21 protein-coding genes and 1 pseudogene are annotated in these 21,801 nt (G+C 64.4%); all 22 read left to right on the top strand.

Annotated elements, in window-relative coordinates; all coding sequences use genetic code 11:
- Positions 1-549, top strand: a pseudogene (locus B7X30_RS08990) (histidine kinase); the annotation flags it as partial.
- The gene (locus B7X30_RS08985; RefSeq protein ID WP_286730297.1) at positions 546-1,055 is read left to right on the top strand and encodes a chemotaxis protein CheW; all 510 of its coding nucleotides are present in this window, start codon (positions 546-548) and stop codon (positions 1,053-1,055) included. The pseudogene B7X30_RS08990 and the gene B7X30_RS08985, both read left to right, overlap by 4 nt.
- Positions 1,052-2,107 (top strand): chemotaxis protein, encoded by a 1,056-nt coding sequence (locus B7X30_RS08980; RefSeq protein WP_286730296.1) that lies wholly within the window; start codon positions 1,052-1,054, stop codon positions 2,105-2,107. Before B7X30_RS08985 ends, B7X30_RS08980 begins: the two co-directional genes overlap by 4 nt.
- Before the next feature lie 94 nt (positions 2,108-2,201).
- Positions 2,202-3,764 (top strand): flagellin N-terminal helical domain-containing protein, encoded by a 1,563-nt coding sequence (locus B7X30_RS08975; protein WP_286730295.1) that lies wholly within the window; start codon positions 2,202-2,204, stop codon positions 3,762-3,764.
- A 298-nt stretch (positions 3,765-4,062) separates the two neighbouring features.
- Positions 4,063-4,320, top strand: coding sequence for a hypothetical protein (locus tag B7X30_RS08970; RefSeq protein WP_286730294.1), 258 nt, complete (start codon positions 4,063-4,065; stop codon positions 4,318-4,320).
- 81 nt (positions 4,321-4,401) lie between these two features.
- Entirely contained in the window at positions 4,402-6,366 is a 1,965-nt protein-coding gene (fliD, locus tag B7X30_RS08965; protein WP_286730293.1) for a flagellar filament capping protein FliD, read from the top strand.
- Positions 6,367-6,390: 24 nt separating this feature from the next.
- Entirely contained in the window at positions 6,391-6,804 is a 414-nt protein-coding gene (fliS, locus tag B7X30_RS08960; protein WP_286730292.1) for a flagellar export chaperone FliS, read from the top strand.
- 72 nt (positions 6,805-6,876) lie between these two features.
- A complete protein-coding gene (locus B7X30_RS08955) occupies positions 6,877-7,482 on the top strand; it encodes a PilZ domain-containing protein (RefSeq protein WP_276708552.1) in 606 nt (201 codons plus the stop codon).
- Between the two features lie 39 nt (positions 7,483-7,521).
- A complete protein-coding gene (gene motD, locus B7X30_RS08950; RefSeq protein WP_286730291.1) occupies positions 7,522-8,430 on the top strand; it encodes a flagellar motor protein MotD in 909 nt (302 codons plus the stop codon).
- Positions 8,427-9,227: an SPOR domain-containing protein gene (locus B7X30_RS08945; RefSeq protein ID WP_286730290.1), complete on the top strand. Its 801-nt coding sequence runs from the start codon at positions 8,427-8,429 to the stop codon at positions 9,225-9,227. The genes motD and B7X30_RS08945 overlap by 4 nt, the downstream gene beginning before the upstream one ends.
- 36 nt (positions 9,228-9,263) lie before the next feature.
- Complete coding sequence (locus tag B7X30_RS08940) at positions 9,264-10,391, top strand: sigma-54 interaction domain-containing protein (RefSeq protein WP_286730289.1); 1,128 nt, start codon at positions 9,264-9,266, stop codon at positions 10,389-10,391.
- Positions 10,392-10,520: 129 nt separating this feature from the next.
- Positions 10,521-12,020, top strand: a complete 1,500-nt coding sequence (locus B7X30_RS08935) for a sigma-54-dependent transcriptional regulator (RefSeq protein WP_286730288.1) — start codon at positions 10,521-10,523, stop codon at positions 12,018-12,020.
- A 99-nt stretch (positions 12,021-12,119) separates the two neighbouring features.
- A complete protein-coding gene (fliE, locus tag B7X30_RS08930) occupies positions 12,120-12,473 on the top strand; it encodes a flagellar hook-basal body complex protein FliE (protein ID WP_286730287.1) in 354 nt (117 codons plus the stop codon).
- 68 nt (positions 12,474-12,541) lie between these two features.
- Positions 12,542-14,248 carry a flagellar basal-body MS-ring/collar protein FliF gene (fliF, locus tag B7X30_RS08925; RefSeq protein WP_286730286.1) on the top strand — a complete coding sequence of 569 codons (1,707 nt, stop codon included), beginning with the start codon at positions 12,542-12,544 and terminating at the stop codon, positions 14,246-14,248.
- Positions 14,238-15,254 carry a flagellar motor switch protein FliG gene (gene fliG / locus B7X30_RS08920; RefSeq protein ID WP_013105557.1) on the top strand — a complete coding sequence of 339 codons (1,017 nt, stop codon included), beginning with the start codon at positions 14,238-14,240 and terminating at the stop codon, positions 15,252-15,254. The genes fliF and fliG overlap by 11 nt, the downstream gene beginning before the upstream one ends.
- A 35-nt stretch (positions 15,255-15,289) precedes the next feature.
- The gene (locus B7X30_RS08915; RefSeq protein WP_286730285.1) at positions 15,290-16,024 is read left to right on the top strand and encodes a flagellar assembly protein FliH; all 735 of its coding nucleotides are present in this window, start codon (positions 15,290-15,292) and stop codon (positions 16,022-16,024) included.
- 10 nt (positions 16,025-16,034) lie between these two features.
- Complete coding sequence (locus tag B7X30_RS08910; RefSeq protein WP_286730284.1) at positions 16,035-17,381, top strand: FliI/YscN family ATPase; 1,347 nt, start codon at positions 16,035-16,037, stop codon at positions 17,379-17,381.
- 93 nt (positions 17,382-17,474) lie between these two features.
- On the top strand, positions 17,475-17,966 hold the full coding sequence (locus tag B7X30_RS08905; RefSeq protein WP_013105560.1) for a flagellar export protein FliJ: 492 nt from the start codon (positions 17,475-17,477) through the stop codon (positions 17,964-17,966).
- 84 nt (positions 17,967-18,050) lie between these two features.
- Positions 18,051-19,361, top strand: coding sequence for a flagellar hook-length control protein FliK (locus B7X30_RS08900; protein ID WP_286730283.1), 1,311 nt, complete (start codon positions 18,051-18,053; stop codon positions 19,359-19,361).
- 167 nt (positions 19,362-19,528) lie between these two features.
- Positions 19,529-20,098: a flagellar basal body-associated FliL family protein gene (locus B7X30_RS08895; protein WP_156052803.1), complete on the top strand. Its 570-nt coding sequence runs from the start codon at positions 19,529-19,531 to the stop codon at positions 20,096-20,098.
- A gap of 83 nt (positions 20,099-20,181) precedes the next feature.
- Positions 20,182-21,192, top strand: a complete 1,011-nt coding sequence (gene fliM / locus B7X30_RS08890; protein ID WP_286730282.1) for a flagellar motor switch protein FliM — start codon at positions 20,182-20,184, stop codon at positions 21,190-21,192.
- 29 nt (positions 21,193-21,221) lie between these two features.
- Complete coding sequence (fliN, locus tag B7X30_RS08885) at positions 21,222-21,656, top strand: flagellar motor switch protein FliN (RefSeq protein WP_286730281.1); 435 nt, start codon at positions 21,222-21,224, stop codon at positions 21,654-21,656.
- The last annotated feature ends 145 nt before the right edge of the window (positions 21,657-21,801 follow it).

Below are 21,801 nucleotides of genomic sequence, written 5' to 3'. Positions count from 1 at the left end.
GAGCCCGTCGCGCCGATGCGCTTTGCACCGCCGCAGGTGTTTGATCCCGCCCCGGCGCCGATCGCGTCCGCTGAGCCGACCCCGCAAACCCCGCTGGACGAAGCACAGACGCTCACCGTGCAAACCGCCGTGGTCGGCCCCTGGATCGTCGCGGTTCCTGCCGCGTTGGCGCCCTGGGTTCTGGAGCCCGGCACGCCGCAGTGGACCGGCCCGGACGGGCAGCTTCTGCTATTGCAAGACGATGTGGCACTGCCCGCGCTCGATCTGCCCGCTTGTTGGCAGGTGCCCGAGCCGCAGCACGAGGTCGGCGGCGCAGCGCTGTTGCTTCAGCCCGAGTCGGGAGAGCCGCCTTTTGCCCTGCGGGTTCAGGCCCTTGGCCGCCAGCAAGACCTGCTGTTCTGGCCCGTGCCCGCGTCCGTGCAGTCGGCATGCGGCGTGCGCGCGGCGGCGTGGGAAGGCGCGCCGTGGCAGCCAGACACCGGGCAGCCCGTGCTGCTGCTCGATCTGCCCTGGCTCGAAGCGCGCCTGCGCGTAGGGAGCGACCGATGACCGGCACGATCTCCTGGCTGCAGTTCCGCGTCGGCGATCAACTTCATGCGCTGGACGCGGCTCCGGTGCGGCAGATTCTGCGCTCGCCGCAACTGGTGACGCTGCCGCTGGCTCAGCGCCACCCGCATTGCGCGGGCCTGATGGCCTGGCAGGGACGGCCCCTGCTGGTGCTCGATCTGGGCGCCTGTCTGTTGCGCCGCCCGAGTTTGTCTCGGGGCGATGCACGGTTTCTGGTCTGGAGCCAGGCGCAGCAGGCTGGCGTTCTGGCGGTGGATGACGTCGGCGGGCTGCTGCGGCTGTCCGCCACCACGCTCACCCGGCACTGGGCGCCGGTGCAGCCGGGGCTGCGGCCGCCGTGGAACGCCATTCGCGGGCTGTTGCACGCAGGGGCGCCGTCACTCGCCGAGCCTACCGGTCCGCAGGCGCCCTGGGTCGAACCCATCGCGGTGTTCGATGTCGCCGCGCTGTGGCAAGCCTGCTGGAACGCCGGGGGAGAACGACCATGAAGCGCACGCCGCAACGCAGCCTGCTGCTGCTGGGCCTGTTCGCGCTGATCTGGGGCGCGGCGCTGGGGGTTGCCGCAGGTCTTGACGCCGAACCCGCGCTGCTGCTCACCGTCTGGGGCGCAGGGGCGGCTCTGCTCGTGCTGCTGGCGTTTTATCTCGGTCTGTCTATTCGTCTGGATTTGTTGCAGGTGCAGCAAGTTTTGCGCGAAGCGGTCGCCGCGCCCGATGCACAGGCGCCGCTCAAATCCTCCGTGGCCGCCTTCTGGCAGCCGTTGATCGACGCGGCCTCTGCAGCGCGTCAGCCCGTGGAAGACGTCGCCCGAGAGAAGGCCAAAATCGCCGCGCAAACCGCCGCCCAGCTTGCCGCTCTGCAGTCGGCGCTCGAAGCCGAGCGGACGCAAAGCAGCGCCTGGCAGCGCCAGGCGGCCCAGGCGCAGGCCGAATTGGTCCAGCTCAGAAAACAAGCGCAGGACGCGGCCCGTGCAGTGGCAGCAGCCGAAGCCGAGGCCGAGGCTACTGCGGCGGCCTTGTCCGACCAGCGTGAGGCGATCGAGAGCGTCGCGAGGGAACAGCGCGAACAGCAGCAGGCCGCTTGGGCGGAACTGAGTTCGCTGGCCAACAGCCTCGCCGCAGAGGTCGAGGCGCAGATCGGCGCGGCTGCCCAGCGCGAGGTGACCGCCCAGACGCACGCCGCCGCCCGCGCCGATAGACTGGCGCAAGCCGAGGCCGGGCACAAGCGCAGCGCCGAACAACTCGTGCAAACGGCCGAGGCGCTGGCCCTGCTGGGGCTGAACCTGCGGTTGCAACTCTCGCATCTGGCCGCCAGCCCGGCCACCGCCGAATTGCTCGAACAGACCGAAGCCGATCTCGACGCCTTGCTCGGCGCCATCGTTCAGCCCAGGGCAGAATCTGGCCCGGCGGCGGCGCCAGCCGAGCGGCCCGCGCCAACTGCGGAGCAGGACCCGTCGCCAGCCGACGCCCTGGCCCCGCTGCTGGAGCGCCTGCGCACCGTTGCGGAGCGGGCGGCGCAGGCGGCGCAAAAAAAATCCTAAAGCGCCGTTGGAGCGTGCCGTTAAGAGGAGTGCGGACAGGGTTGTCCGTATTCGGCACGGATGCCGGATTTCCCCATAGCAAAGGAGCTCCATCATGGCCATTTCCGGCATCATCAACACCAACGTCAACGCGCTGAACACCCTCAACGCGCTCGGCAGCACGTCCAGCAGCCTCAGCACCTATATTCAGCAGTTGTCCACCGGCAAGCAGATCAACGGGCCTGCGGACAACCCGGCGGGCTACGCCATTTCGCAGCGCTTTCAAACCCAGATCAACGGGCTGAACCAGGCCGTGTCCAACGGCAACCAAGGTGTTTCTCTAGTACAGACCGCTACTGGCGCGCTGCAAAACGAAACCAACCTGCTGCAACAGATCCGTACCATTGCCGTGCAATCGGCCAACGGCTCTAACACCTCAGCGGATCGTCAATCTCTACAGGGGGTGGTGTCCCAGCTACTGGCCCAGGTTCAGACCATATCCACGCAAACCCAGTTCAACGGTCAGAACATTCTTGACGGCAGCTTCTCAGGTCAGCAGTTCCAGGTCGGGGCGAATGCTAACCAAATCATCAATGTATCAATCGCCAATTCGCAATCAACGGCAATTGGTTTGAATACGGTGGCTGTTAGTGGTGCCGCAGGCGCTGCGACTGCGTATCAAGCTAGCGGTGCTGTGACAAACAACGGGTATGGTTTGGCTTACACGATGACAAGTGGAACTGGAGCAACAGCTCCAACAGCCGGAAGCTTTAACACTGCTGGATTTAATATTAGTGGTTCTGTTGGTAGCGCTAGCATCAATGTAACTTCAACCGCTGAATCGGCTGCGAGCATAGCTGCAGCAGTTAATGCGCAAACCGAAAAAACAGGCGTCTCGGCAACAGCTAATACAAGTATCGCATTTTCCACTGGAACGACATTGACTGCAGGCACTACTGCCGCAGTTTCCTTTGTTATTGGCAATGGAGAAACAACGCAAAATATCACTGCAAATGTCACTCAGGGGGCATCAGGGACGGATTGGTCTGGCTTGGTATCGCAAATCAACAATTCAACAGCTCAGACTGGAATTACTGCAACTGTCGATAATTCTGGAAATTTGGCTTTGACGCAAGGGCAAGGCAAAAATATTACAATAGAAAATTTCACTTCGAATACGGCCATTACTTTGAATGGTATTAATGGTGCTGGTGCCGCTGGTACTGCAGCGGTACAGCTCGCTGCAACAACTACTGGCCCGGGGAATTCGGCGCTGATTCAAGGCTTTGTTCAGATGCAATCTACGCAAGGCTATGCAGTGGGTAGTAGCAATAGTATCGGCTTGGCCGCTACGAGTAATCTGGTTTCAGCTTCAACCGTCAATGTTTCAACAGTGCAAGGGGCAAATGCGGCAATTTCCATTATTGATAATGCTATCAATACCCTGAACCAGCAAGGCGGTGCACTGGGCGCGATCCAGAACCGGATTCAGGCTTCGGTGCAGAACTCGCAGACCACCGCGACCAATCTGCAGGCGGCCCAGTCTGTGGTGCAGGATGCCAACATCGCCCAGGCGACCACGCAGTTGTCCAAGTACCAGATCCTGCAGCAAGCGGGCATTTCGACCCTGGCGCAGGCGAACTCGCTGCAACAGAGTTACCTCAAGCTCCTGCCGTAATCGAGCTTGATCGTTTCTCCAGGGGGTTTCCCCGGGCCGCCGCGAGGCGTCCCGGGGGTTTTGCCATCTGCTTCATGCTTTTTGTCTTGGTTTCATTGGCCTGAATGGAGGCATCATGGACGTTCAAAATGCCGTGAATTTTTCTTCGCCCGGCAAGTTACAGACTGGCGCGCCGATCCTACCGACAGCACCAACAGCGTCTGCGCCAGCCCCGGGTTCGGCGCCAAGCTTTGTGCCAGCTGGACCGACTAAAAGCGCTGCGGCCGCAGGGGTTTTGCCGGGTGCAGCACCCAACAGTTTGCCGCCCGCCACTTTGGCGCAGGCGGCTGACACTTTGCAAAAACAGGTCAGCCAGCAAGCGCCCTCCGTGGCACTGACGGCCGGGCTCGACCCGAATGGCGATCACCCCGGTCAGTTGCTGGTGGAGCTGAAAGACAAACAAACGCAGCAGGTATTCGTGCGCTACTACGTGCCCTCGCAGCAGGTGGCGAAGGCCGCGGCGCAGAGCCCGGACCAGCCGATGTCGCCCGGCAGTCTGTTGCAGGAAAAAGCCTGACGCGGATCGATTCTTCGGCCCTACAGTTCGGCTGGGCTGTGTCGTTAAAACTCTCAAGCGGTAACGCAATCGGAGCGCAGTATGTCGTCGGTATCCATTTCAGGGCTGGTCAGCGGAATCAACGTGCAGTCGTTGATCACCTCGCTGTCGGCGGCGTATCAGCAGCCCATCACGCTGCTGCAGAACCAGGAACAGTCGTACCAGTCCACACTGAGCGCCTGGGGTTCGGTGCAGAGCAGCCTGTCCAGCCTGCAATCGACCGTGGCCGGGCTGCAAAACATCACCAGTCTGAACAACCGCACGGTCAACCTGAGCAATTCCAGCGCGGTGTCGGGCACGGCCAGCGCCAACGCGCCGCTGGGCACGTATTCGCTGAGCAATATCGTGCTGGCGCAGACGCAAAGCATCTACTCCGGCGATTTCGCCTCGGCGACCAACACGGCGGTCGGTACGGGCACGCTGCAGATTCAGGTGGGCAGCGGCTCGGTCACCAATATCAATATCGACAGCACCAACAACTCGCTCAACGGCATCGCCGCGGCGATCAACCAGTCGGGCAGCGGGGTGAATGCGGCGGTCATTTACGACGGCACCGGCTACCGACTGACGCTCACGGGCAATAACACCGGCGCGGCCAACGCCTTCACCGTGAGCACCAGCGGCGCCACGGGTTCGCTGGGCAGTTTGAGCTACAGCGCCAGCGCCTCGGGCGGCATGACGGAGAGCCAGACGGCCCGCAACGCCTCGGTGAGCATCAACGGGCTGACGGTGACCAGCGCCACCAATACGGTCAGCGGGGCGATTCCGGGGGTGAGCCTGAACCTGCTCGAAGCCAGCGGCTCGACCACCCTCACCGTGGCGAACGATACCAGCGCCTTCGTGACCTCGGTGCAGAGTTTTGTCACGGCTTTCAACACCTCGATGGGCACGCTCAACCAACTCACCGCCTACACCCCCGGGTCGAACGGCGCGTCCGGCCAGAGCGGCCCGCTCATCGGCAACGCCGGAATTCAAACCCTGCGCACCCAACTGCTCAACCTCATCAGCGGACAGGGCATCGGCACCACGCCGGGCAGCGCCTACACCTCGCTCGGCGCGGTGGGTATCAGCCTCGCGCAAGACGGCACCCTGGCGCTCGACAGCGGCAAACTCAGCTCGGCGCTGCAGAGCAACTACAACGCCGTGGCCGGTTTGTTCGGACAGGTCGGCACGGCTACCAATGCCAATGTGCAGTATGTCGGCGCGGGCAACAACACCCAGCCGGGTACTTATGCGGTCAATGTCACTTCTGGCGCCACGCAGGCCAGCGCGACGGCGTCCAACCCCATCGCCAGCGGCGGCATCACCAGCGCGGAAACGCTGGTCATCGGTTCGGGCGCAACCAGCGTGTCGGTGCAGCTCGCTTCGGGTTCCACCATCGACACCATCGTCGCCACCATCAACGCCACGCTCAGCCAGCAGGGTTTGAGCGGCATTTCGGCGATCAACAACAACGGCACGCTGGAGTTCCAGTCGGCCGATTACGGCAGTGCGAAGAATTTTTCCGTGGTGTCCACGCAGCCGGCGTCCGCCGGGAGCACCGGCATCGGCACCACGCTGCTGATGGCCAAGGGCACGGATGTGGTCGGGTCGATCAACGGCCAGACCGGAACCGGTGCCGGGCAGCAGCTCACCGTCACCGGGCCGGGCGCGGCTTTGGGCCTGCAGGTCAACATCAGCGGGCAGGCCACGGGCAGCCTGGGTTCGGTCACGGTCAGCCAAGGCATTTATCAACAGATGAATGCCATTCTGACCCAGGCGCTCAATACCCAAAGCGGGTTTGTTTCGGCCGCGACCAGCGGGCTGAACAACACCATCAAGGGCATCAATCAGCAGATCACCCAGTTGCAGAACAGCGCGGCCTCACAGACCGCATTGCTGCAGCAGCAGTTCAACGCCATGCAGACGCAAGTCGCGCAGTTGCAATCGGTGGGGCAGTACCTCACCGCGTTCTTCAATCCGCCTGGCAGCAGTTCCAGCTCCAGTTCCAGTTCGACCGGCGGCTGATCGTCGCCTCATCAGGAGAGTTTCATGAGTGCAGCCGCTTTTGCCATGCGCGCCTATCGCCAGGTAGAAAATCAGGGCATCGCCGGAGACAAGCTCTACGCCCTCGGGCTGGACGGTATTCTCGAATACCTGCGGCGGGCAGAGGCCGCGCTGCGCAACCCGGACGGCAAGGATTTGCCGCTCAAGGGGCAATCGCTCGGGCGCGCTTACCAACTGGTTGAGCACCTGCTGGCCGTGCTGCCTGATGGTATGCAAGAGGGCCCGCAGCTTGCCGAACAGCCGGTGGCCGAACGCCTGGAGCGCATTTATACCTACCTGTTGGCCCGTCTGGCGCAGGCCAATATTTTCGACGACCTGCAGGCCATCGAAGACTGCCGCACCGTGGTCACGGCGCTGCGCGACTCCTGGCATCAGGGCATGGAGCAGGCCGCGGTCTGAGCCGCCTTCCGTGGAGACACGGATTGGCCCGACTATTGCTGCAATGGGACAATGCACGGCAAGGAGAACGTCATGTCCCAGTCCAACGAGCCCGCTGATTTCCCGGATTCCCGGTTTTTCGCCAGCCACCCCGACGCGCTGCACGGCGCTGTGGCAGCGGTGCAGCTCGATGGCGTGTTTCCGCTGGACTGGGTAGATGAACTCAATCCGCCACAGGCCCGCGCAGAAGTCATGGCGGACAACAACACCCTGCTGCGCGCTCTGCTCATGCTCGACGAACCCACCGTGTCGCACGACAGCGAACATGGCCGCGCCGATCCCATCCAAAATCTGGAGCGCCGCGTCGATCTTTTGCTGCTGATGGCCAGCGCGGCGCTGCGCGGGCTGGGCAATCTGCCGCCGGAGCGGCCCTGTGCGCTGTCTTCGCGCAAACTGCGCTGGGCCAGCGAGCAGCCGCTCGAAGTCGGGCGGCGTCTGTGGGCGCGCATCTACCTGCGTCATCGCATTGCCTTGCCGCTGGTGCTTTCCGGCCTGATGACCGAACAACGTCCCGATCGCGGCCAGTTCTGGCACACCCTGGAGCTCGATCCGCTCGATCAGCAGGTGCAAAACGACCTCGACCGGCTGATCTTCCGTCACCATCGCCGCCAGGTGGCGCGGAAGCGGCAGGGCGCTTGAGCCGCCTTTCTGGCGTAGAGACCTCGAACGAATTGAGTCATGGCCCGTAAAAAAGCCCACGAAGAACACGAAAACCACGAGCGCTGGCTGGTGTCGTATGCCGACTTCATCACCCTGCTGTTTGCATTTTTCGTGGTGATGTATTCGATCTCCTCGCTCAACGAAGGCAAGTACAAGGTCTTGTCGCAGACCATGATCGCCGCCTTCACCGGCCAGCCCACCACGCCCAACCCGGTGCAGGTAGGCCAGCCGTTCAACAGTATGCCCTCGGCCATCGATCTGCCGCCTATTCCCAAACAGCAAAAGCCCGAGATCATCGAGCCAGGCCGAGGCGGGCCGGGGGCCAAGGAAGTGCAAAAGACGTTGCAGGGCGTAGCCGAGAAGATTCAAACGCTGCTGGCCAGCGCCATTCGCAAGGGCGATGTGCGGGTGCGCATGACCCCGCTGGGTGTGGTGATCGACATCCATGACACCGTGTTGTTCGCTTCGGGTCAGGCGGCGCTCACCCCGCAGGCGCAAGACCTGCTCGACCAGATCGCCGGGGTGCTGCAGGGGGTGACCTACCCGATTCAGGTCAACGGTTTTACCGACACCACGCCGATCCATACCGCGCAATTCCCGTCGAACTGGGCGCTGTCTGCGGCGCGGGCGGTGTCGGTGGTGGAAATGTTCATCGAGCAGGGGGTGAAACCCGAACAGCTTGTCGCTGCGGGGTATGGTCAATATCATCCGGTCGAATCCAACGACACCGCCAAAGGTCGCGCGGCCAACCGCCGTGTGAGCGTGGTGATCGTGTCTCCCCTCAGCAATGCGACCGTGACCGATACGCCCCTCAACCCTGCCGAAACGCGTGACGCGACGCCCGATGTTGCGTCGCCTGTTGCGTCGCCCGTCATGCCGGCCGCCACGCCGTCCGTCACGCCGCCCAGCCCCGGAACGCACTCTTGAACGACGATCTCCAACCCCTGAAAAACCGACTGCGCTGGCTCAATCGCAGCATTCTGGTACTCGGCGTTCTCATCTTGCTGGGCCTCATCGTCTGGGCAGTGGTCGGTCTGCGCAAGCCCACGCCGGGCACCGAGAGCACGGTCATTCATCCCGCGTCCAGCGCTTCCAATAGGGCGGCGCGGGCGGCTTCCGCGGTGGCGGCAGCCGCACCGAAGCTCGCGATGAGCACGGCGCAGCAGGAACGGGCCGCGGCCGCCGCGATGGACGCGCTGTCTGCGGCCAGCGCGCCAAAGACGGCTGCGACGGCGTCTCAGGCCGCAAGGGTGGCATCCGCTGCAGCGCCAACCCAAACCGCTTCGGCACCGGCCCCGGCGCCAACCGCCGTTGTCGAGACTGCGAGCTCAGCGGTCACTGCCGCAGCCCCGAGCAAGCCCGTCGCCAAGCCCGTTGCGAAGCCTAAGCCTGAGCAACACAAGCCCGCGGTTCAAGCCCGTACCGAGCCCGCGCGTGCTGCGGCGACCCCAGCGAAGCCGAAGCGCGTTGGGGCGGTGGGGGTTTGCCGCACTGCGGGCTGGTATGTGCAGGTGGGCGCGTTTGGCAAGCAGCAGAGCATTGACCGTCTGGCCAGCAAGCTGCACCGCGCGGGCTACACCCAGGTTTGCGTGGCCGCACAGCAAGTGCGCGGGCTGCATCTGTTCTACGTCGGCCCCTATAGAAATGCAGCATCGGCGCGCGATGCAAAAGCCCCCTTGCATAAGCTCACCGGGGCAGAAGGCATTTTGCGCAAGCTAGGTTGATGCACCCCTCATTCGCGGGGCTGCGAGAATGTCGCCATGCTTGACGACCGCGCACCCCATCTCCTGACTGCCGACAGCCCCGATCTGCTGCTGGGCGAGAGCCCGCCGATGTGCACTCTGCGCGAGCAGGTTCGCCGTGTGGCGCAGACCGACAGCACGGTGCTGGTGCTCGGAGAATCGGGCACGGGCAAAGAGCTGGTGGCGCGCACCGTGCATTTGCAGTCACCGCGCGCGGCCCGACCTTTCGTCGCGGTGAATTGCGGCGCGATTCCTGGTGAACTCATGGAGAGCGAGCTGTTCGGCCATGAACGGGGTGCGTTCACCGGGGCGCTCAATGCGCGTAAGGGCCGGTTTGAACTGGCCGGGCGCGGCACCTTGTTTCTCGACGAAATCGCCGAGATGAGCCCGCCGCTGCAGGTCAAGATTCTGCGGGTGCTGCAGGAAAAATGCTTCGAGCGCGTGGGGGGCAGCGAAGTGCTGAGCGCGCAGTCGCGCATCGTGGCGGCAACGCACCGCGATCTGGAGCAGCAGATCGGGTTGGGCCGGTTTCGCGAAGATCTTTACTACCGCCTCAACGTGTTTCCGGTGCAGGTGCCGCCGCTGCGCCAGCGCGGCGAAGACATTCTGCTGCTGGCCGAACACGCCTTGCAACGCCTCGAGGCGCAGGGGCTGGGGCGGGTGCGTTTTGGCGACGGCGTGCAGCAGGCCCTGCTGAGTTACCGCTGGCCCGGCAATGTGCGCGAATTGCAGAACCTGATGGAGCGGCTGCTCATCCTGCATTCCGGTTCCATCGTGCGTCTGGCCGACCTGCCGCCCAAGCTGCGCGCCGGCGGCGATCTGGGGCGCGATCCGGGACGAGGTTTAAGCCCGACCGAGGCGGCTTTGCCCGAACTGGCCACGAACACCGCCGCCGTAGACGACGAGCAAGAGGGGCTGCAAGCGTTGATGCAGGCCATGACCGAGCCCGCTCTGCAGCCGGTGCTGCCTGAAGAAGGCATGGACCTGCGCGCCTACCTTGAGCAGATCGAACGCAGCCTGATCGAACAGGCGCTGCAGCGCAGCCGCCATGTGATCGCGCATGCCGCGCAGCACCTCGGCCTGCGCCGCACCACGCTGGTGGAGAAAATCCGCAAATACGGCCTGGGCGCCGAGGCGCGCGAGTAAATTCGCAGCTTGCTGCTGTTGCGAGTGCGGGTGACGGAAAATCGTCACGTCTCAGGCCTTGGTTTTGCTAACTTGCTGCCGGGCTGCATGCCCTCTTGTTTCCTCTTCGCCTGATTTCGACCCTTCCCGATGACTTCCCCGCGAATTTTGCTGATCGACCACGACGCCGCGCGTGGCCAGCGCCTTTGCGACGAATTGCAAGGCGCGGGTTGCGTGGCCGCGCTGCATGCAGCGGAAGACACCGCCCTGAAAGCGGTCGAGCAGGGCTGGTCGCCCGATCTGGTGTTTTGCGATGGCGAAGGGGTGGGCATCGATGCGGCACGGGTGCTGGCGCGGCTGCACGACCTGCATCCTGCGCTGCCGGTGCTGATGGTGGCGCGGCATGCCTCGGTGCAGGCAGCCGTGCAGGCGCTGCAAAGCGGCGCGGCGGACTATCTGAACGCGCCCCTCGATCTCTCGCAGGCGCTGTCCAAGATTCGTCAGTTCGTGCCTTCGGCGACGTCGCTCACCCCGGCGAAAACCAAGGCCGCCGTGGCTTCAGCCCCGGTCGCAAGCCCGGCGCCGACCGCGGCCTCGACAAAGACAACATCGGCGCCCGGACCCGCCAGCGGCCTGATCGCCGAGTCTGCCGCGATGCAGCAGATTCTGACCATCGTCCGTCGCGCCGCGCAGACCGATGTCACCGTCATGCTGCTGGGGGAAAGCGGTGTGGGCAAGGAAGTCATGGCGCGCTATGTGCACGCGCAATCGCCGCGCTCGGCGGGACCGTTCATCGCGATCAACTGCGCCGCCATTCCTGAAACCCTGCTCGAAGCCACGCTGTTCGGCTTCGAGAAGGGCGCTTTTACCGGGGCAGGGCAGTCGGCGCCTGGCAAATTCGAGCAGGCGCAGGGCGGCACGCTGCTGCTCGACGAAGTGACGGAAATGGCCCCGGCGCTACAAGCCAAGCTGCTGCGCGTGCTGCAGGAGCGCGAAATCGAACGCTTGGGCGGGCGCAAACGCATCGCGCTCGACGTGCGACTGGTGGCCACCAGCAACCGCGATCTGCAGCAGGCCGTGCAGCAAGGCGTGCTGCGCGAAGATGTGTATTACCGGCTGAACGTGTTTCCGGTGCAGATTCCGCCGCTGCGCGAGCGCCGCGACGACATTCTGCCGTTGGCCAAGGCCATGCTGGTACGCCATGCGGCGCAGTTTGGCATGACGCCATCGCCCCGGCTCGATTCTTCAGCGCAGCAGGCCTTGCTGGCGCACAGCTGGCCCGGCAATGTGCGCGAGCTCGACAACGTGATGCAGCGCGCAACCATTCTGAGCCAGGGCGGGGTGATTTCAGCGGCCGATCTGCTGTTTCCGCCGCCCGCCGCCGAAAGCCTTCAGCGCGCTTCGGCGCCCGCTCAGCCTCAGCTTACGCCTTATCAACATCCACTTACGCCGCAGCCCTTTGCGGGCGATCTCGGCAGCGAGTTGGCGTTGAATGAACGCCAGCTCATCGCCGACGCGCTGCAGGACAGCCAGGGCTCGAAGCAGCGGGCCGCAGAGCGTTTGGGCATCAGCCCGCGAACCCTGCGCCACAAACTGCAAAAGCTGCGCGAAGCCGGGCTGGAACTGCCGGACCAGCCTGATGCACCCTGACGCGCCTTGAACCAGCCATAGCTGGAACGCGTTTTGCTTCAAAGGGGCAAAACACCGGTTTAATCCCGGTTGAATCGACGAAAAATTGCCGGAGGCCTCATGCAAATCGATCCCATGCAAAGCGTGCTTGCCCAAATGCGCAGCCTCACCGCGCAGGCGCAGGCGCGGCCCGCAGACGCGGTGGGCGGCAATGCGGCAGCGGCGCTGGGCGCCACCGCGGCCTCGCAACAATCCGACTTCGCCACCACGCTCAAGAGCGCCATCGACGGGGTGAGCGGCGAGTTGCAGCACGCCAACGCCCTGCAGCAACAGTTCGTATCGGGCACGGGCGATGTGAGTCTGAGCGATGTGATGCTCGCCTCGCAAAAGGCCAGCCTGTCGTTTCAGGCGGTGCTGCAGGTGCGCAACAAACTCGTGTCCGCCTATCAGGACATCATGAACATTCAGGCCTGATCGCCCTATCGCACCACGCCGTTTCCCTGAATGACATTTTTTTGACGCTCCTCTCCTGACGCCCCCTCATGGCCACGACCACCGCCGCTGCGCTGCAAGACCCCTTGGGCGCCTTCCGCCAGATGAATATGAACCAGCGCTTCACCTGGCTGGCGGGTCTGGCGGCGCTGATCGCGTTGGTTATCGTCACCCTGATGTGGACGAGCCGGCTCGACTATCAGGTGCTCTACACCAATCTTTCCGAGCGCGATGGCGGCGCGGTCATTGGCGAGTTGCAAAAGCTCAACATTCCCTACCGCATCACTGGCGGCGGCGCGGTGATCGAAGTGCCCTCGGCGCAGGTGTACGCCACCCGCATGAAACTCGCGGCCAACGGTCTGCCCAAAGGTGCGGGCGTGGGTTTCGAGGTGCTCGACCACGAGCCGATGGGCACCAGCCAGTTTGTCGAGCGCGTGAACTACCAGCGGGCGCTGGAGGGTTCGCTGGGGCGCACCATTGAATCGCTTTCGGCGGTGCAATCGGCCACGGTGCATCTGGCCATTCCCAAACCCTCCGTGTTCCTGAGCGAGGCCGAGAAGCCCTCAGCCTCGGTGCTGCTCAAGCTCTACCCGGGCCGGGTGCTCAGCGGTGCGCAGGTGGCGGGCATCGTGCATCTGGTGTCGTCCGCCGTGGCGGGGCTGGGGGATAAAAACGTCAGCGTGGTCGATCAGGACGGCAATCTGCTCACCTCCGGGCAGCGGGCCGACAGCGGCATACAGCCCGACCAGCTGATGTATCGCAACACCATCGAGCAGCAATATCGCAAGCAGATCGAAGCGCTGCTCGCGCCTCTGGTGGGCAACGAGGGGGTACGCGTGGCGGTGTCGGCCGACATCGATTTCGCCAAGACTGAATCCAGCTCGGTGGTTTACGGCCAGGGCCATTTGCTCAGCCAGCAGCAGCAAAGCACCAATTCCAGCGGCGGCGGCACGCTGCCCGCCGGCGTGCCCGGCGCACTGAGCAACCAGCCGCCGGGCGGGGTCACCGCTCCTTTTGTCATGGGCACGGCTTCCGCGCCGCTCACGCCCCAGCAACTCACCCAGATCACCCCCAGCCTCAAGACGCTGGCACCCACGGCGGCCAGCTCGTCGGCCACGAGCAATTACGACCTCGACAAAACGGTCAGCCATACCCAGCAGCCGGTCGGCTCGGTCAAGCGGTTGTCGGTTTCCGTACTGGTGAACGATCAGGCCAAGGGCGGTAAGCCCGTGCCGCTGAACGCGGCGCAGTTGGGGCAAATGAAGCAGCTGGTGGAAAACGCCATCGGTTTCGATGCCAAGCGCGGCGACACCGTGAGCATTGTCAACATGCCCTTCACTGCCGCGCAGAAAGAGGCCGAGAAGCAGTTGCCCTTGTGGCGCCAGGCTTGGGTCTGGGACGGCGTGCGGCAGGCCGCGCCCTACGTCATCGCCCTGATTCTCGGTTTGATGGCTTACCGCGCCATGCGCAAGGCGGCGAGCGGCGATGTCAAGGCCAAACGTCGCCAAGGCAAGGAAGCCGCCGAGGACGACGAGGCCGCGCGTGAAGAGACGCCGAGTGACGGCACGCAAAAGTCATCTGGCCCGGGTGCGGGCGCCGAAATGGCGGCGGGCGGTATGCCCGGTTCGCTGGCGCCAGACACGGTGCAATTGAGCAATACCCTGGAGACGGATGCGGCGATCTCGCGCGAACTGGTCAAGCAAGACCCGCGGCGGGCGGCGCAGGTGGTGAAGGAGTGGCTGTCCGATGGCCAGTGAACAAGCCGATTTCAGCGGACTCGACCGCGCGGCCGTGCTGCTGCTGAGTCTGGGAGAAGACCAGGCCGCGGAGATCATGCGCCATCTCGGGCCGCGCGAAGTGCAGCGTTTGGGCGTGGCCATGTCCAAACTCAACCGGGTGAGCGCCGACCAGGCGCATGCGGTCATGCGCGAATTCCGCGAAAAAATCGAGCAGCAGACGGCACTCGGTCTGGGCTCCAACGAATTTCTGCGCGGCGCGCTGACCAAGGCGCTGGGCGGCGAGCGCGCCAATTCGCTGATCGAGCGCATTCTGCACGGCGGCGAATCGAACGGGCTGGAGAACCTCAAGTGGCTGGAGCCGCGCGCCATTGCCGAGTTGATCAAGCTGGAGCATCCGCAAGTGGTGGCGCTGGTGCTGGCCAATATCGAGCCCGAGCAGGCCGGCGAGGTCTTGCACTTTCTCACCGAGCGCCAGGCCGGCGAAGCCATGCTGCGGCTGGCCGCGCTCGACGGCCTGCAGCCCAGCGCGCTGCGCGAGCTCAACGAAGTGCTCGAAGAGCAGCTCTCGGGCGATTCGCAGAGCGTGCAGGTCAGTTCCGTGGGCGGGCCGAAGGTCACCGCCGAGATTCTCAACCGGGTGGAAACCGCGCTGTCGTCGAGCATCATGGAGCATCTGCGCTCACAGGACGAAGAACTGGCGACCAAGGTGCAGGACCAGATGTTCGTGTTCGACGATCTGATCAATGTGGACGACCGCAGTCTGCAGACCATGATGCGCGAAATTTCGTCGGAAACGCTGATTCTGGCGCTCAAGGGCACCAACAACGCGCTCAAGGAGAAATTTCTCAGCAATATGTCCAAGCGCGCCTCTGAAATGCTGCGCGACGACATGGAGGCCAAGGGGCCGGTCAAGCTCTCCGAGGTGGAGGGGGCGCAGAAGGAAATTCTGCAGATCGCCTCGCGCCTGGAAGCGGCGGGCCAGATTCAGCTGGGCAGCGGCGGCGGCGAACAACTCGTCGGCTGATGCCTGGCAACCCGTAACTGGTTCTCATCGAAGCCATGAGCGGCATCATTCCCAAGGAAGACGCGCAGGCCGCACGGCGCTGGCAGCCGCCGGAAATGGACTCTGCGGCGCGCACCGCGGCGCAGACCCCGCTTCAGACCGCTGGCGGCCCGCCGACCGCGCAGCAGTTCGAGGCGGTGTACGCGCAGGCCGAGGCGCAGGGCCGCGAAGACGGCCGACAGGCGGGTCTAGAACAAGGCCATCGCGAAGGCTACGCCGCCGGACACGCCGAGGGCTTGGCCGCCGGGCGGGCGCAGGCGCAGCAGGAACGTGAGACGCTGCAGGCGCTGCTCTCCCGCGTCACCCAACCCGTGGCCGCGCTCGACGCCGAGGCCGAGACGGCGCTGGTCGCGCTGGCGCTGGAACTGGCGCGGCAGGTCATCCTGCATGAGCTGCGCACTCAGCCCGAAGCGTTGCTGCCCATTGTGCGCAAAGCCCTGGCGGCTTTTCCGGCGCAGGCCGGGGCGCCTTCGGTGCGGCTTCATCCCCTTGATCTGGACGTGTTGCGCAACGCCGCGCCCGATCTCGAAACCAGTGGCGTGACCCTGCTGGCGGACGACACTTTGCAGCGCGGCGATCTGATCGTGGCCGCTGCCGCGCCGGGGCAGACCGCCACGCCCGACCGCCGCTGGCGCACGCGCTCGCGCGAGGCAGTGAGCGAACTCGATCTGCGCGTGGAAGAGCGCTGGCGGCAGATCATGACCCGGCTGTTCGAGGAGGGTCTGCAATGAGGGGGCTGCAATGAGTCTGGCCCGGGTATCGCGCCATCTGCAGACTTTGCAACTTCGTCTGCAATCGGGCGGGCCTTTGCCTCTGGTCTATAGCGGCAGCCTGGTGCGGGTGCGGGGGCTTATTCTTGAAGCGCAGGGGCTGGAGGCGAGTCTGGGCGAGCGTTGTCGCATCAGCACCGAGCAGAACCGTGTCATCGACGCCGAAGTGGTGGGTTTCAACGGCGATCATGTGCAGCTCATGGCACTGGGCGAAGTGCAGGGCCTCACGCCGGGGGCACGGGTGCATCCCGTGCCGGGCGATATTCGCATTCCCGTCGGGCCCGAACTGCTCGGGCGCGTGCTCGACGGCAACGGCCGTCCGCTCGACGGCGACGGCGCGCTGCTGGCCTCACACTACACCACCTTGTCGACTCAGCAGATCAACCCGCTGGGCCGGGCGCTGGTGCGCCAGCCGCTCGACGTGGGCGTGCGCGCGATCAATGCGCTGTTCACCGTGGGCCGTGGCGCGCGTATGGGGTTGTTCGCGGGCAGCGGCGTGGGCAAGAGCGTGCTGCTGGGCATGATGGCGCGCAACACCAATGCCGACGTCATCGTGGTGGGTCTCATCGGCGAGCGGGGCCGCGAGGTCAAAGAGTTCATCGAAGACATTCTGGGCGTGGAAGGGCGCAGCAGGGCCGTCGTGGTGGCCGCCCCGGCCGACGCCCCGGCGCTGACCCGCATTCGCGGCGCGCGTCTGGCCACCGCGATGGCCGAGTATTACCGCGACCAGGGGCTGAACGTGCTGCTGCTGATGGATTCGGTCACCCGCTACGCCCTGGCGCTGCGCGAAGTGGCGCTGGCCGCAGGCGAGCCCCCGGCGGCGCGCGGTTTTCCGCCCTCGGTGTTCGCCAAGCTGCCGGCACTGGTGGAGCGCGCGGGCAACGGGCCGGAGGGCGGCGGCAGCATCACCGCGTTCTACACCGTGCTGATGGAAGGCGACGACCAGCAAGACCCGGTGGCCGACAATGTGCGCGCCATTCTCGACGGCCACATCGTGCTCAGTCGCCGTCTGGCCGAGCAGGGGCACTTTCCGGCCATCGACCTGCAGGCGTCGATCAGCCGCGTGATGCCGGCCATCGCCACCCCGCTGGAACTTCGGCGCATGCAGAAGCTCAAGGAAATGCAATCGCGCTACGCCAGCCAGCAAGACCTCATTGCCGTGGGCGCCTACACCCCGGGCGCCGACCTGCAACTCGACCAGGCGGTGCAGGCGCACGCCGGCATTCGCGAGTTTTTGATTCAGGACATGCACGCCGCTGTCGGCCTGACACAGAGCCGACAGGAACTGGCCGATCTGATGACGCCCTACCTTGTTTGAAATGTCGGGTTTTTGACGATTTCGACAGGGAAGTTTGGGCCTGCTGGGTGCAAGGTTTACACTTTGCCTGAATCAAATTCGCCCCCCCAACGCATGACCTACAACAATACCCTCAGCCCGCAACGGCTGGAGACCCTTCAGGCTTTGCATGCGCAAGCCGTAGAGGCCAGTCAGAATGCGGGTCAACTCGTGGGTAAACAGCAGGACATTCTTCGAACCGCGCAGGCGAAGCTTGCACAGCTTGAAAGTTATGCCGCGCAATATCGTGAACAGATCCAGACTCTGGGCACTGCCGGCACCGCCTGGAGTCAGGTGCGCGACCTGCGCGGTTTTGTCGATCGCATCGAATCGGCCATCACCGCGCAGAAAGTCGAACTCAACCGCCAGCAGCTCATCCTGACCGAACTCATGGGGCAATGGACGGCAGCGCGCCAGCGCGAAAAGGCGTTCGAGGTGCTGATCGACCAGCATCAGGCGCAAAAACGCCAGGGACAAAAGGCCAGCGCGCTGAAAAACCTGCAGGAATGGGCGGTACGGCGAGCGTCGCAATTCCTGCCCAGCTCGCAGCAGCGGTCTGATTTCTGAAGTCGCAAGATCAGTCAGGCTGCAGTCAGTCAGGCTGGCGCAGGTTTTGCTTAGAACGGGTATCTACTCGTTTGAGCCGCCATCATGCCGCTGATCGTTCCTGTCGTGTCCACTCCTGCTGCGCCACCTGCCGAATCGTCGTCGGCCGGGGCTGCAGCGTCTCAGAACGAGACCGGGCTAAGCTTTTCCGACGCGCTTTCGCGTGCGGGCAAGGCGGCACCTTCGTCGTCGGCGTCCGCAGATTCGGCAAAAGCGCAGAAACCGAGCGAGGCTTCATCTTCAGACGCAAAAGCGACAGCGCAGGCGCGGGGCAAGGCCGATTCGCCGCAGATGCAGTCATCAGCGCCATCACAAGATTCTGCAGCGGCGAATGCGAGCGCATCGGCGCTAGCCCCGCAGACCAGCGGGGCGCTCGAAGCGGCAATGGCGGCAGCGCAAAGCGGCAAAACCTTGCCGCTGGACGACCGCAAGACTGCGCCGAAGGATGCCAGCCCAGCAGCAGTACCTGGCCCCGTGCTCGCCGCCATGCTGCAGGCGCCGGTTGCCACCTCGGTTGCCGCGCCCATTGCCACCCCGACGGCCGAGACCCAAGACGCCAAAACTCTGCCGACCTCTGCACTGCTTGCCGAACCGCAGAATGACCCGCTGACAGACCGGCAGGCGAACTTCGGGCGCGCGGGAGCGCCAGCAGGCGTCACGACGGGCGGCACAACCAAAGCCGCCGAGAGCCTGCCCGCGTGGATGCAGAACCTGGCGGGCAGCGCTGCAGACGCCGCACAGCCCAGCCGATTCGCGGCCCTGCATCAGTCCCTCACCACGGCTTCAGACCTTTCGGCCCTGCAGACCGCACCGTCGAACCATGCCGACTCAACCCCGTTTGTTGTGTCGCCAAACCAGATTGGGCAGGCTTTGACTCTGGGTATGCCACAGGCCAACCAAGTATCGCAGACGGTCTGGGCGGCTACCGTGCCCGCCCATATGGGGTCGCCCGACTGGGGGCAGGCGATGAATCAGCAGGTCTTGCTGGCGGCACAGGGGCAGCAGAAATTCGCCACGCTTCATCTCAATCCGCCGCAACTCGGGCCGCTCGAAGTCCATCTGCAGATGCACGATGGCCAGATTCAGGCGCAGTTTGTCTCCGCGCATGCCGTGGTGCGGCAGGCGGTCGAGGCGGCGCTGCCGCAACTGCGCGATGTGTTTGCCGGGGCCGGGCTGTCGCTCGGCCAGACTTCCGTCGGCACCCAAGGCGGGCAGGGCGATCGCCAGCAGGCACGCTCGCAACGCGGCGCGTCGGGATCGAACGCGATTGCCGACATCGCCGCAGGCGGCGTGCCGGGCGCTTCTGCCGCGCAGGTCTTGCGCTGGCAGCAGGGACTGGTGAACACCTATGTGTGAGAACCTGGGAGTCTTTCATGCTGCGGTCGGTGTGCTGCACGAAGTCGCGCCCCTTCAAAAACCCCGCCCTTGTGTCGTTAAACCCTGCAGTGAAAACGCATTGATCGTCCTTCACGCGCAAAGGGTGCGCAGCGTGCGCGCCCCAATCAGCACATTGGGAGCGGGGTATGGCGGAACAAGAGGCCAAGGCCAAGGAAAAGGGCGGCGGCAAGACCAAGTTGATCATCATCATTCTGGTGGCGGTGATCGTGCTCATGGCCGGGGGCGGCGCGGCGGCATTTTTTCTGATGAAGCCCAAGGCGGCGCCCACCGCGGCCGAGCTGGCTGCGGAGGCTGCGGCCGAGAAGGCGAAGAACATGCGTTTCATCAGCATGGAGCCGTTTGTCACCAATCTGCAGAGTACCGACGGCACAGTGCATTACCTGCAGGTCAAGATCGATCTCAAGACTTACGATCCTTCGGTTGAAGGCAAGGTCAAGCTCATGACGCCCGAACTCCGCAACAACATTCTGCGCATCCTCGCGGCCCAGTCGATCGACAAGGTCGATTCGGTGGAAGGGCGCGATCACCTGCGCGAAGACATCCTGCATTCGGTGAACAAGGTGCTCGAAGGCGCGCCTGCGGTGGCCGCTGCAGGTGGGGAACATGGCGGCGGGGGCGGCGCGGCTGCCGCTGCGCATGGGCATGACGGGGCGCCGATCGACGGCGTGTTTTTTACCGCTTTCGTGGTGCAGTGAAATGAAACAGATTCCGCGCTCACTTTGCTCGCTGTCCCCTGAAGGGGATGCCCGTTGCTTCATAACGGCTGTGCGAAACTGACATGGTTCAAGACGTCCTCTCCCAAGACGAAGTCGACGCGCTGTTCGGCGGCATTTCGGGCGAAGAGCCGGTGGCCGAACCGGAGGCGGCGGATGAAGGGGGCGTGCGTCCTTACGACCTGGCCAGCCAGGACCGCATCGTGCGCGGGCGCATGCCCACGCTGGAGGTCATCAACGAGCGCTTCGCCCGGCTGTGGCGGGTGAGCCTGTTCAACTTTCTGCGGCGCGCCTCTGAAATCTCGGTGTCGTCGGTGAAGCTGACCAAGTACAACGAGTTCATTCGCGGCCTGGTCGTGCCCAGCAATCTCAATCTGGTGCAGATGAAACCTTTGCGCGGAACCGCGCTGCTCATCTTCGACCCGCGGCTGATTTTCAGCGTGATCGACAACTTTTTCGGGGGAGATGGCCGCTTTCACGCCCGCATCGAGGGCCGCGACTTCACCCCGCTGGAGCAGCGCATCATCAAGCGCATGCTCGACATGGTGTTCAAGGAATACAAAACCGCCTGGGCGCCCGTGCTGCCGCTGGAGCCCGAGCTCACGCGCTCCGAAGTCAACCCGCAGTTCGTCAACATCGCCACCCCGACCGAGGTGGTCATCGTCTCGACCTTCGATGTCGAGATCGAGGGCGGCGGCGGCAGCCTGCATGTGTGCATCCCGTACAGCATGGTCGAACCCATCCGCGACCAGCTCACCACCGGCATGACCACCGACCGCAGCGAAGTCGATCACCGCTGGGTCAAGGCCTTGCAGACTGAAATGCGCGAGGCCGAAGTGGAAATGCGCGTCGAACTGCTGCAGCGGCAAATTCTGGTGCGCGAACTGCTGAATCTGCGGGTCGGCGATGTCCTGCCGGTGGACATGCCCGAAACCGTGATTGCCCGCGTGGACGGCATTCCCGTGCTGCTGGGCGAGTATGGCCGGCACGAAGACAAGATGGCGCTCAAGATTCGCCAGCAGCTTTTCCCGGAGGTGCCCGAGAAGGCGCAACTCCTGGCGCACGGCGCGCACTGATTCCGATCCCTTATTCCGCAGGACATTCCATGGCAGAAGACATCCCCACCGACACCACAGCCGCCGACGATCTGGCGGACTGGGGCGAAGCCATGGCGGAGCAGGGCGTATCCGCCGAGCCTGCAGCCGCTGCGGCAGAGCCGCCCAAGGTGCAACCCGCCCCCTTCGCCGAACTTCGTGCCGACCAGGGCGGCGCAGCGCCCAACAACCAGCTCGATCTGGTGATGGACATCCCCGTCACGCTGTCGGTGGAACTGGGCCGCACCAAAATCCAGATTCGCGAACTGCTGCAACTGGCGCAAGGCTCAGTGGTCGATCTCGACCGGCTCGCCGGCGAACCGATGGATGTGCTGGTCAACGGCTTTCTCATCGCGCGCGGCGAAGTCGTGCTGGTGAATGACAAGTTCGGCATTCGCCTGACCGACATCGTCAGCCCGACCGAGCGCGCCCGGCGTCTGGCTTGAGGTGCTAGAAAAGCCGACGGCTCAAGCCAATTTGAACTGCAGCATACTTTCCTGCAAAGCCTGCGCCTGCGCATTCATCTCTTCTGCGGTGGCCGCGAGTTGTTCCGAAGCCGAGGCGTTCTGTTGAGTGACGGCTGAGAGCTGC

It is taken from the genome of Thiomonas sp. 13-64-67, assembly GCF_002282795.1.
Classification (GTDB): Bacteria; Pseudomonadota; Gammaproteobacteria; order Burkholderiales; family Burkholderiaceae_C; genus Thiomonas; species Thiomonas arsenitoxydans.
The sequence above is the reverse complement of the archived record's forward strand: the minus strand, read 5'-3'. Positions and strand labels throughout refer to the sequence as shown.

What these genes read in the sequence shown, in the direction of transcription:
- B7X30_RS08915 (WP_286730285.1), top strand. Translation starts at nt 15,290, where the DNA reads ATGAGCGGCATCATTCCCAAGGAAGACGCGCAGGCCGCACGGCGCTGG.
- B7X30_RS08955 (WP_276708552.1), top strand. Translation starts at nt 6,877, where the DNA reads ATGTCCCAGTCCAACGAGCCCGCTGATTTCCCGGATTCCCGGTTTTTC.
- B7X30_RS08900 (WP_286730283.1), top strand. Translation starts at nt 18,051, where the DNA reads ATGCCGCTGATCGTTCCTGTCGTGTCCACTCCTGCTGCGCCACCTGCC.
- fliS (WP_286730292.1), top strand. Translation starts at nt 6,391, where the DNA reads ATGAGTGCAGCCGCTTTTGCCATGCGCGCCTATCGCCAGGTAGAAAAT.
- B7X30_RS08910 (WP_286730284.1), top strand. Translation starts at nt 16,035, where the DNA reads ATGAGTCTGGCCCGGGTATCGCGCCATCTGCAGACTTTGCAACTTCGT.
- fliG (WP_013105557.1), top strand. Translation starts at nt 14,238, where the DNA reads ATGGCCAGTGAACAAGCCGATTTCAGCGGACTCGACCGCGCGGCCGTG.
- fliD (WP_286730293.1), top strand. Translation starts at nt 4,402, where the DNA reads ATGTCGTCGGTATCCATTTCAGGGCTGGTCAGCGGAATCAACGTGCAG.
- fliM (WP_286730282.1), top strand. Translation starts at nt 20,182, where the DNA reads ATGGTTCAAGACGTCCTCTCCCAAGACGAAGTCGACGCGCTGTTCGGC.
- fliE (WP_286730287.1), top strand. Translation starts at nt 12,120, where the DNA reads ATGCAAATCGATCCCATGCAAAGCGTGCTTGCCCAAATGCGCAGCCTC.
- fliF (WP_286730286.1), top strand. Translation starts at nt 12,542, where the DNA reads ATGGCCACGACCACCGCCGCTGCGCTGCAAGACCCCTTGGGCGCCTTC.
- B7X30_RS08940 (WP_286730289.1), top strand. Translation starts at nt 9,264, where the DNA reads ATGCTTGACGACCGCGCACCCCATCTCCTGACTGCCGACAGCCCCGAT.
- motD (WP_286730291.1), top strand. Translation starts at nt 7,522, where the DNA reads ATGGCCCGTAAAAAAGCCCACGAAGAACACGAAAACCACGAGCGCTGG.
- B7X30_RS08895 (WP_156052803.1), top strand. Translation starts at nt 19,529, where the DNA reads ATGGCGGAACAAGAGGCCAAGGCCAAGGAAAAGGGCGGCGGCAAGACC.
- B7X30_RS08905 (WP_013105560.1), top strand. Translation starts at nt 17,475, where the DNA reads ATGACCTACAACAATACCCTCAGCCCGCAACGGCTGGAGACCCTTCAG.
- B7X30_RS08980 (WP_286730296.1), top strand. Translation starts at nt 1,052, where the DNA reads ATGAAGCGCACGCCGCAACGCAGCCTGCTGCTGCTGGGCCTGTTCGCG.
- fliN (WP_286730281.1), top strand. Translation starts at nt 21,222, where the DNA reads ATGGCAGAAGACATCCCCACCGACACCACAGCCGCCGACGATCTGGCG.
- B7X30_RS08985 (WP_286730297.1), top strand. Translation starts at nt 546, where the DNA reads ATGACCGGCACGATCTCCTGGCTGCAGTTCCGCGTCGGCGATCAACTT.
- B7X30_RS08935 (WP_286730288.1), top strand. Translation starts at nt 10,521, where the DNA reads ATGACTTCCCCGCGAATTTTGCTGATCGACCACGACGCCGCGCGTGGC.
- B7X30_RS08975 (WP_286730295.1), top strand. Translation starts at nt 2,202, where the DNA reads ATGGCCATTTCCGGCATCATCAACACCAACGTCAACGCGCTGAACACC.